A 10862-nucleotide genomic window follows, 5' to 3' on the forward strand; every position below is an offset into this window, starting at 1 on the left:
CCTAAACCTTAGCCAACGGCTCTGTCTGAGTTTTCCCAATACTTTTTACGTACATCTTTCCTTAACACCTTACCAACGACAGTAAGTGGTAATTGGTCAACAATTACTATTGATTTTGGTGACTTATAACTACCTAATGACTCTTTAACAAAAGCAATTAGCTCTTGCTCTGACACCTGTTCACCTTCTCTTAGCATAACCTCGGCATGAACAGCCTCACCCCATTCTTCATGAGGAATGCCAACAACTGCTGACATAAAAATTGCGTTATGAGCATTAATTGCCGCTTCAACTTCAGTGGCATAAATATTGAAGCCACCAGAAATGATCATATCTTTTTTACGATCTACTAAGTAAATATAGCCATTTTCATCTTTATAGCCCATATCACCTGATTTCCAATAGCCGTCATAAAACTCTTCTGCTGTTTTTTCAGGGTTGTCTAAGTAGCCTAAACAAACACCACGAGAGCGTAGCCAAAACTCACCTATTTCTCCTCTTTTTACGGGCTCGCCATCATCGTCCATAATTTCAACTTCAACACCAGCAGTTACACGACCTGCTGAAGACAAGTGCTTATCGTCACCATTTTCACATAAATGATCAGATTTACTTAATGAAAGCGCGATAGCAAAATGCTCAGTTGAGCCATAAGCCTGAATAAAAATATTACCGAATTTTTTCTGTAACAGTTTTAGTTTTGCAGGGCTCATCGGCGCAGCGCCATAATACATATTTTGCATGGTTGAAAAGTCAACATCTTGCACTTCTGGGATCACAAGCATACGATAAAGTATAGTTGGTACAAGAAAAGCGTGAGTTGATTTTTCTGTCTCAATGGTTTGACAATATTTCACCAAATCAGGTTCATTTAAAGTAATGTTACAACCACCACTAAAGAATGTAGGCACTAAGAACATACCACTACCATGACTAATTGGCGCAATATGTTGCATTCTAGTATTGGTATCAAAGCAAGCTTCATCTAACGCATACAAAGTATCGCGTAAACCTAGCCAATTATCAGCACAATACACCGCTGGCTTACCTTTACCTGTCGTACCACCTGTAAAACGAATGATAGATTGATGCTCTCTATCATCAATCTCCATATTTGGATTTTCATCAGATACCTGCGCTAACAGATCCCATAAATAAAACAGGTTGTCATTACCTTCAAACTCAGAAGGAATTGGATCCATACAAACCACTTTAATGCCATGCCCAATTAGCATTTCTAAGTGCGTTGCTAAGTGCATATTCTCTATAAATACAACTTTAGGTTTAGAATATTCTATTTGCCATTCATGCTCAGCAATAGCATCGCGTGAGTTAGTAAAAGCCCCAGTAAAATGTGATTTAAAAATAGTAGGGAAATGAAATAACGCCATGTTGTCGTTATCTAAAATATTAACAAAGCGATCATTTCTTTCCATGCCAAACGTCGTCGAAAGCATGTTCACTATTTTATTAGTTACTAAATGAAATTCTCGATAAGTAAAACGGCGGTCACGTTCTACGTTAACTATTGCTTCCAAGTCTCCCCATTTATCAACAATACTTTGGAATTGGCTGCTAAAATTAACTTTCATCTCTAACTCTCTTAATAATTATAATGTTCTAATTTCATGACTATAAGTAAACTGTCTTTGAGCTCAATTATCAGGTCAAAATTGGCAAACATGCAGTTAAGTATTTACTCTAAAGTAGGCATCTTTTAATACAAAAGAACAAATACAAGAAGATGTAGAATTTTAAAAGGAATAAAAAGAGGCTAAAAGCGAGGACATTCCAAGTCAATTAGCCTACAGAGGAGAAATGCACTTACCAGTGCGAGGTTAAGTATTCGTATTTACTTGTTCAGCGAATTTAAAATTTCTGCTGTATGTTGCCCAACGTTAGGAATTTCACCAATACAAGGCTGGCTAACACTAAACTTAGGCGCAGGTGTTGGCTGTAAATATTGACCTTCACCTGTATAACAGCCACGCGCCTTAATATGCTCATGCTCAGCTGCTTCTGGAATAGATAAAACAGGTGCATAACAAGCATCAGTTCCTTCTAAAATATCGTTGCATTGTGCTTGAGTTTTACTTGCAAAAAATGCCGCCATTTTTGCTCTTGCTTGAGGCCACAACTTTTTATTGTTCTGCTGAGCAAAGTCATCATCATCAGCAAAGCCACACAATGTAACTAATTCTTTATAAAAATTAGGCTCTAACGCTTGAACTGAAACATATTTCCCGTCAGCACATTGATAAGTATTGCACCAATGAGATCCTGCGCCGAAAAAGTCTTGCCCTTTTTCTTCACGTAGCAACCCCTGCGCCCTAATACTGGTTAACAACCCCATGCTATAAATGGTGCCGTCACAAATAGCTGCATCAATCACCTGCCCTTGGCCAGTGTTTTGTGCATATAAAAGCGCTGAAGTTATACCAATGACCAATGGTAAGGTGCCACCACCAATATCGCCCACTAAGGTTGGTGTTGGATATGGTGCATCGTCAGGTAAACCGCCATAATGCAAGGCTCCAGTAATTGATACATAGTTGATGTCATGGCCAGCATTTTTTGCTAAAGGTCCTGTTTGCCCCCAACCAGTCATACGACCATATACGAGTTTTGGGTTGCGCTGATGACAAACCTCCGGTCCAAGCCCCAACTTTTCAGTAATGCCTGGGCGAAACCCTTCAATTAACACGTCTGATTGCTCAACAAGCTTCAATACTGTTTCAACATCATCAGGATTTTTTAAGTCTAGTGCAATCGACTTTTTACCACGCTTAAAAAATGAAGCATCTTTATTGCTATCTAAATCAATACCAGCGTTAGGGTTAGCCGTTTTACGTTCAATTAAAATAACCTCAGCCCCAAAGTCAGCTAGTATCATACCAGCTGCCGGACATGGCCCTAAGCCAGCCAACTCAACAACTTTTATACCGTTTAGTGGTCCCATTTCATTTTCTCCACGTTATAATACCAATTAAATTAAATATTTGATCATTCAGCGAGAGTTAAAAGGCTTAGAGGCAAGGCATTGGTTGCAGGTAATGGTTATTCCCTTATCAAAATCAATAACGCAAGCATATAAGCCTTTTAAACTCGCCCTTCGGGAGCTTGTCAGGAGAGTAATAACTTTACAAATTGCTTTAGTGGAGAATGCTACACCTGCATCAATTTGCTTTGTTCTAACTCCCCTGACACAGCTCTGAACTGACTAAATATTTAATGCAATTGGTATAAAAGCACCTTAAAGGTGCTTTAATAACTTATTAAGAACTTACTTAGCTTGCATCACTGTAGCGCCATCTAATCGGACAATACGACCATTCATATAGCCATTTTCAAATAAGAAAGAACAAGTATGTGCAAACTCTTCCATTTCACCCATACGTTTAGGCGCTTCACACATTTCTACAAGTGAATTAACCACTTTTTCACCTAGCGACTTAACCATAGGCGTACCAAATAAACCTGGTGCAATTGAATTTACACGAATACCGTAACGGGCTAATTCTCGTGCAGCTGGAATATTCATACCATTAACTCCGGCTTTTGAACCTGAATATGCACTTTGACCAATTTGCCCTTCAAAAGCTGCCCCCGATGAAATGTTTATAATCACTCCTCGTTCACCTTTTTCGTCTGGCTCATTCTTTGCCATTTGTTCAGCACATTTAGCCATCACATTAAATACACCACATAAATTAACGTTAATTACCGTAGCGTATTTTTTTAGGCTTGAAGCAATACCTTCTTTATCTAAAATTTTACACGGTAGTGGAATACCAGCCGCATTAACGTCACCGTGAATTGCACCGAACTTATCCATTACAGCAGCAATCGCAGCATCTATACTTTCTTCACTTGTTACATCAGTTTGGCAAAAGATAGCCTTATCTTCCCCAAGCTCAGCCACGGTCGCATTGCCTGCGTCTTCATTTAGGTCAAACAAGGCAACTTTAGCGCCCTTTTCTGCTACTAAATATTCTGCTGTCGCTTTACCTAAGCCAGAAGCGCCACCTGTTATAACAACAACTTTATCTTGCAAATTCATGAACTTTCTCTCAAATTTTTATACACATGCTGGTTAACTTGCAGTAACCAACGATAGAATTATTTAAATGCTTGAATACCTGTTAACAAGCGAGCAATTAACAACTGCTGAATTTCTGTAGTCCCATCAGGAATTGGTCCAACAATCGCTTCACGAGCTAAACGTTCAACAATAAATTCTTTAGTAACACCATTACCACCGTGTATTTGCACAGCATCACGACAAGCAGTAACCGCTATTTCAGTACCGTACCATTTCGCCATTGAGCACTCTTTGTCACAACGAATACCATTATCAATCATGTCAGCAGCACGTAAAGTTAATAGTCGAGCCGCATCAATTTCAGTTGCCATTTTAGCAATTTTAAGTGCAATTAGCTGGTGACCCGCAATCTGTTTGCCATGCTGTGTACGCTCTTGACTATATTTAACAGATTCTTCCAGCGCACGACGAGCAATTGAATAACCCCAAGCCGCCATATGACAACGAGCACGTTCAAACGTTACCAATGTATTTTTTAATCCATCACCTTCTTTGCCAACCGTATTCGCTACAGGCACACGAACATCAGCAAGGAAAATTTGAGAAGTTGACTGGCTGTTTAACGCCATTTTTTCAATTCCCTTAACTTCTAAACCTGGTGTGTCGGCAGGAATAGCAATATGCGTTAATTCACCTTCGCCTGTTTTACAGGTACAAACGAATATATCCATATGTTCGCCATTTGAAATCCAAGTTTTTTCGCCATTAATAACCCACTCATCGCCATCTTTTACCGCACGAGTTTTAACAGCAGCTACATCTGAACCCACATCTGGTTCAGAAATACCAATAGAAATAAACTTCTCACCCGAAATTAAACCTGGTACATACTCATCAATGATATGTTGAGGAGCATTATTAATTAACAAATCAATACCTGCTACGTTAATTAACCCAGTAAGCGCGAGATCTAATGAACCTACCGCAACTTCTTCCCAAATTAAAAGATGCGTTTTCCAGTCCATTCCATAGCCACCACTTTCTTCTGGGTGTGGAGCACTGATATAGCCAAATTCAGATAATTTACTGCTCCACTTTACCAATTGTTCTTTGCTAAAGTGGCTTTCACCGTGAGCTCTAATTTCTGGTTCAATCTCGTTTTGTACGAATTTACGAACCGACTCAACGGCCATTTCTTGTTCTTCAGTCATTTGGAAGTTCATTATTTATTCCTCATTACATTAATCTTTTACAAGGTCGATACTAGCCACTTAATAAAATTAAGCTTTTGCTAAAATGTTAATTGACACAGCGCCTTCTTCAATACCTACTAACCCACCGCTGTTTTCATGTACCGCATGTTTAGCACCAACAACCTGACGAGCACCGGCTTCACCACGAAGTTGAACAACAAGCTCATGAATTTGACCAAGCCCTGTCGCACCTAGCGGATGACCTTTAGACTCTAAGCCACCTGATGGGTTAATTGGAATGCGGCCTCCAATTGTAAAGTCACCATTTTCTGCAGCTGGTCCAGCTTCACCAAAACCAACTAAACCAAGGTTTTCAGCATGTAAAATTTCACCCATTGCTGTTGCATCATGAACTTCAGCCACGTCCATATCTTGTGGACCAACACCCGCTATTTCATAGGCTTCTTTTGCCGCTAAATGCTCACAGTGCTGATCCCACTGATCAGCTGGTCGGCTAGTAGCGCTGCGAATAACAGCAGCAAGTACTCGAACAGCGCGCTTTTCGGCATTTAATTTTTTCAGCCCTTCTTCATTACAAACCACAACCGCTGCCGCACCGTCTGAAATAGGTGCACACATAGGTAAAGTTAAAGGGTAAGTAATTGGTGGAGCTGCCATTACTTCATCAATCGTATAAGGGTCTCTAAATTGCGACAATTCATTATGAACTGAGTGCTGGTGGTTCTTAGCGCTCACTGCCGCTATTTGTCTTTGAGTTGTACCAAATGTTTTCATATGGTTACGACAAAAAGCTGCATATACATCCATAAACACACTATAAGGGCGCTCTGAGGTTGTACCTGGTGGCACTTCAAAACCTTCAGCAGGCTTTAATAAAGTTTTAAGGTTTTGCTCTGGATTGCTCACATCCCATGCACCATCAAATACAGAGAACATCTTAGCTTTGTCGGCTACATTCATCTTCTCTGCGCCAACAACTAGTGCAATATCACATGCACCTGATTTAAGCATTTGGTTGGCTAGATAAAAACCTGAACTACCTGAAGCACAAGCATTCTCAACATTAAAGATAGGGATACCTTCAATACCATTTTTACTTAAGTAAACTTGTCCGGGTACCATACCCTGACCATGTAAATGGCCTTGAGTACAGCCAGTGAAAAATGCCGTTCCAATTTCGTCTTTATCACAACCAGCATCAGCAAGTGCTTTTTCAATTGCTTCGCCAGTCAAACTTTCTAATGTACGTTCGATGTGTCGACCAAACTTAGTCATGCCAACACCTGCGATATAAATATTACTCATGTTCTTGGTTCCTATTATTAGCTTAATTAAGCAACTCTTGCTATTTGCCGATAAATTGCGGTTTACGTTTTTCAGAAAACGCAGTTAAGCCTTCGGTAAAGTCGTATGAACGCATATGCTTTCTTAACAATACTTGCTCATGCTCTAATGCTGCATCTCTCGATTTATCTAAAGCTTGATTAGCCACTTCTTTCATACGACGAAGTGCAATTGGGCTTTTTGAGGCAATTTTGAGTGCAAGTTTTTGTGTTTTATCTTGTAGCTCATCATCATTTGTAACTACGTTAACAAAGCCATATGTTTTCATTTCTTGTGCAGATAAAGTTTCACCAGTAAACAATAAATACTTAGCTACATTGTGAGGGATAATTCGAGGTAATAAGGCTGCCCCTCCAGCGCCAGGGTATACGCCAAAGTTCGCGTGAGCATCACCAATGACTGCACTTTCAGCAGCCACCACTATATCTGCACACATAGCTGTTTCTAGACCGCCCGCCATAGTAATACCATTTAACGCTGCAATTACTGGCTTTGGAAAGTCACGTAGTGGATTAAATACGTTTTCACATAATCGATCTAAAAAGTCTTTCTCTCCAGGAGGTAGCTTTTGTGATGCCAATACTTCTTTTAAGTCTGCCCCTGCACAAAAAGCAGCACCAGTGCCAGTAATAACAACGGCTCTAATTTCATCATTATTAGCTATTTCAGGAATATACTTTTCATAAAGTTCAATGATTTCACCATTGATTGCATTCATTCCTTTCGGGCGGTTTAATGTTAACCAGGCAATACCATCTCGGTTTTCAAAAAGTAAGTTTGCTTCACTCATCACTAATTCCTAATTTTTATTTTGTTAGCCATAAACACGCTAAGTCTTGAGATGGTTCTACTCTAAAAAATAAAAACGCAAAAAAAACCAGCCAAAAGTATGGGTTTAGGAAAAAAGTATGGGAATAGTTAGGAAGGTATATTTAGAAAAACAATAAACAGTTTAAAATTCAATATATTAGAGTGAGATTTTAAAATAAACAAGTTTAGAAAATTGGAAGTTTAAGTATGGGCTCCAAACGAAAGCCCATACTATATTTGTTTAATTTTCAGCTTTAGCTTTTCGATATTCACTTGGTGAGTGCCCCGTCCAACGACGAAATGCACGAGAAAAGTTACTAGTATCAGTAAAGCCTAGTTGATAGGTAATTTGACTAATACTCATTGAGTCTTGCTCAATATATTGAATTGCTAATTGTGAGCGTAAGTCGTCTAAAATTTCTTGGTAACTAGTATCGCGTTGTTCTAGTTTGCCATGCATATTCCTCGGGCTCATATTTAATAATGAAGCAATACGCTCTTTATTACATTCCCCAGTAGGCAATAGCTCAATAATTTTAGTTTCAACTTGGCGTACAATATCAGAGCGATCTAAACGTGCTAAATGCTGAATAACAATTTCATCGTTCACTCGCGCCAATTCAGAACTTGCTGCAGGCAGTTGAACAAACATATCTTCTTTAGCAAAATGTATCGCGTTTAATTTGGAAGAAAACTCAACAGGGCATTTAAATGACTGCTCAAATAACTCTGCCCCAATTTCTGGTTTTTCCCTTACGAGTTGAACTTTTAAAGGGTTAAAGTTAGGGCGGAAAATATGTCGACACATTTGAACAATAGCCATTAACCAGCCTTCAATAGTTTCATCACAAGTTACTGTATTGATAATTTCAATATCCAACACATAATCATCTTTTGTTTCAGTTAACGTATGAATGCCGTTATCACTAAGTAAGCGGAAATAGCGTACTATGCGTTGGCAAAAGTCATTTAAATTGTTACTCGCATATAACGAATAACCAAACGCGTGAAAGCTGCCAGGATGAAAGTTTTTACCAGCTAACAACCCAAAACCTGTTATGCCCGTTGCTTCTACTGCCAGCCTAAAAATTTCCGTAATTTTAACGGTTTCAATACGGTAACTTGGCTCTGATGACGTAACTAAATCAACGCCAGCTTTTTTAAACAAAGCTTGGCTGTCTATCCCTTCAGACTCTAATGCTAACGCAATGGCACTCGCCCAACTGAATATAGTTTTAGGTTCATTATTAGTTGATGTTGTCATAGAAAGTATTAACTCACTAATTTTATTATTATCATTTTTCTATCATAATGATACACGAATAAAACAATGATAGAACCTTTAAATAATTATCATCAAAATGCGTTTAACTAATTTAAAAGTATAATAAAAATTACATTTATCAAGTAACTAAATAGTGACTAAATTTGATATTTATATAGGCCAACACGCAATTTTAATAGAACTGCTGTAATAACAATAGGTTGAGCCAATTTCTAAATGTAATTGGCTTTATGTTGAAGAAGTGAAGAAAAGGAGCTCTAGCTTAAAGAAGGTTGGGTTAATGTAATAGCTAATATCTATAGCCAATACTAAGCATTGGGTATGAGCCGTCATTGTACACATTAAATGTAGCACCAAACGTGTTCTGCGCAACTAAATCAGGACACTTTTCTTAAGGAACTTTGCTCATATTCTATTGGCGACAGATCACCATTAGCGGTATGAAGTCGCTCTAAGTTGTAATAGCGCATATACGCAGTTACATCATTTCTCATATGTTCACGAGTTGGTTGTGGTATTTTCAATAGCCAATCATGTTTTAAGCTGCCGAAGAACCTTTCAACTACCGCATTATCCCAACAAGCACCAACATCACCCATGCTCGCTCTTATACCGAAATTGGCTAGCAATTTACGATAATGCTTACTGGTGTATTGTGAGCCTCTATCCGAGTGAAACACTAAGCCTTTAGGCGGTTGGCGCAAGTTATAAGCCTTCATCATAGCTTTGCTTACTAAGTCAGTCGTCATTCGTTTGTCGATATGCCAACCAACGATGCGGCGTGAATATAAGTCCATAACAATGGCTAAGTACATCCAGCCTTCACCTGTTCTTAAGTAAGTCACATCACCAGCCCAGACCTGATTTGGTGCAACAGGGTTAAAGTTCTGGTTCAACAGGTTATCAGCAACAGCATCACTGTGTTTGCGTTTGGTTGTCACCTTGTATGCCACTCGTTGAGTCACAACTAAGCCAAGTGTTGCCATTAACTTCTGAACGCCATAATCACTGACGTTAAAGCCCTCTCTGCGTAACTTCTTTCTAAGCTCCCGATAACCTAAGCTATTTCTGCTTTTCTCGAAGAAGTGCTTTGCCATTCGATATAAGTTCAGTTGCTCTGCTGTGATGATTTTGACTGGCCGTTTGAGCCAAGCGTAATAAGCACTACGGCTTACTTTCATCACTTTACAGAGCTTAACTACGGGAAATGCCGAAGATAACTGCTTAATCGTTTTAAACGTTACTTGGTTTCCTTTAGCAGGAGGGCGCTGGCCTTTTTTAAAATCTCTTTTTCCATCCTTAGCTCTTTATTTTCCTTACGTAGTTTTAGCAGCTCTGCTCGTTCATCCGCATTTAAACTGGCTCCAGATTGCTCAGCCTCGAATTTAGCTTTCCAGTGATAAAGTAACTTATCTGTGATACCTAAAGACGCTGCTGCTTTTGGTACGCTGTAGCCTTGCTCGGTTACCAATTTGACAGCTTCTTGTTTAAATTCAGCCGTGTAACTTCTGTTTGTTCGTTTTGTCATTTAACACCTCAATAATTGGATTATATTCCATTATTAAAGTGTCCTGTTTGATTAAAGCAGATCACTAAATACAATGTTTAAATTAGCTACAGCCCTAAAAAGTGGTGGTATTTGGTACGTGTCATTTAAGTACGGCAAATCTCAACGCGAAAAGGATGGTCGCTCATTTACAGACTTAAATGAAACGAGACTTGAGCAACTTACCTCAAGCTTGAGCGACATATCCATCAGTAAACTTTGGATTACCGAAGACAATAGACCTGATAGGAATGAAAAATGGCTAAACTCAATTCTAATAAAGCTTTAAGAAAGCAGTACCAGAAAACACCTATCAATTAAATTTAGATCCAATAGCGATCCAACGAATTAAATATAGTCAAAAGATCCTTTAATTAAAGGAAGATAGATGGCGGTGACGGAGAGATTCGAACTCTCGAAAGGTTGCCCTTTACACACTTTCCAGGCGTGCTCCTTCAGCCACTCGGACACGTCACCATAAATTAGATTTTAAGTATTTTATTTATTAGTGTTTTTTCACTATCGGTGTCAGGCTGACCACGCCAAGGCGTGGTATTTCCACTTGGCAGCCACTCGGACACGTCACCATAAATTAGATTTTAAGTATTTTATTTATTAGTG

At 39.0% G+C, this 10862-nt stretch carries 9 protein-coding genes and 1 tRNA gene; 1 reads left to right on the top strand and 9 read right to left on the bottom strand.

All coding sequences use genetic code 11. From position 1 onward, the window contains the following. Positions 1-8 precede the first annotated feature (8 nt). From JC525_RS18720 to JC525_RS18755, 8 genes are all read right to left on the bottom strand, one after another. On the bottom strand, positions 9-1592 hold the full coding sequence (locus JC525_RS18720) for an AMP-binding protein (protein WP_198817503.1): 1584 nt from the start codon (positions 1590-1592) through the stop codon (positions 9-11). 260 nt (positions 1593-1852) lie between these two features. Continuing rightward, positions 1853-2959, bottom strand: a complete 1107-nt coding sequence (locus tag JC525_RS18725) for a CaiB/BaiF CoA transferase family protein (protein WP_008305453.1) — start codon at positions 2957-2959, stop codon at positions 1853-1855. Positions 2960-3283: 324 nt separating this feature from the next. Continuing rightward, complete coding sequence (locus tag JC525_RS18730; RefSeq protein WP_008305454.1) at positions 3284-4060, bottom strand: SDR family NAD(P)-dependent oxidoreductase; 777 nt, start codon at positions 4058-4060, stop codon at positions 3284-3286. 59 nt (positions 4061-4119) lie between these two features. Continuing rightward, complete coding sequence (locus JC525_RS18735) at positions 4120-5265, bottom strand: acyl-CoA dehydrogenase family protein (RefSeq protein WP_008305455.1); 1146 nt, start codon at positions 5263-5265, stop codon at positions 4120-4122. 57 nt (positions 5266-5322) lie between these two features. Then, entirely contained in the window at positions 5323-6561 is a 1239-nt protein-coding gene (locus JC525_RS18740) for a thiolase family protein (protein WP_008305456.1), read from the bottom strand. Positions 6562-6601: 40 nt separating this feature from the next. Beyond that, positions 6602-7390: an enoyl-CoA hydratase/isomerase family protein gene (locus JC525_RS18745; RefSeq protein WP_008305457.1), complete on the bottom strand. Its 789-nt coding sequence runs from the start codon at positions 7388-7390 to the stop codon at positions 6602-6604. A 261-nt stretch (positions 7391-7651) separates the two neighbouring features. After that, positions 7652-8674, bottom strand: a complete 1023-nt coding sequence (locus JC525_RS18750) for an AraC family transcriptional regulator (protein ID WP_008305458.1) — start codon at positions 8672-8674, stop codon at positions 7652-7654. A gap of 398 nt (positions 8675-9072) precedes the next feature. Then, a protein-coding gene (locus JC525_RS18755; RefSeq protein ID WP_085929704.1) for an IS3 family transposase occupies positions 9073-10223 on the bottom strand; the annotation gives its coding sequence in 2 pieces (ribosomal slippage) (positions 9073-9947 and positions 9947-10223; 1152 coding nt in all). Between the two features lie 73 nt (positions 10224-10296). Between JC525_RS18755 and JC525_RS18760 the strand changes: the two genes are divergently transcribed. After that, a complete protein-coding gene (locus tag JC525_RS18760) occupies positions 10297-10530 on the top strand; it encodes a hypothetical protein (RefSeq protein ID WP_024017279.1) in 234 nt (77 codons plus the stop codon). 100 nt (positions 10531-10630) lie between these two features. Here the strand turns inward: JC525_RS18760 and JC525_RS18765 are convergent. Beyond that, a tRNA-Ser gene (locus JC525_RS18765) sits at positions 10631-10718 on the bottom strand. Between the last annotated feature and the right edge of the window lie 144 nt (positions 10719-10862).

Origin of the sequence: Alteromonas sp. IB21, assembly GCF_016405965.1 — a bacterium.
GTDB lineage: Bacteria > Pseudomonadota > Gammaproteobacteria > Enterobacterales > Alteromonadaceae > Alteromonas.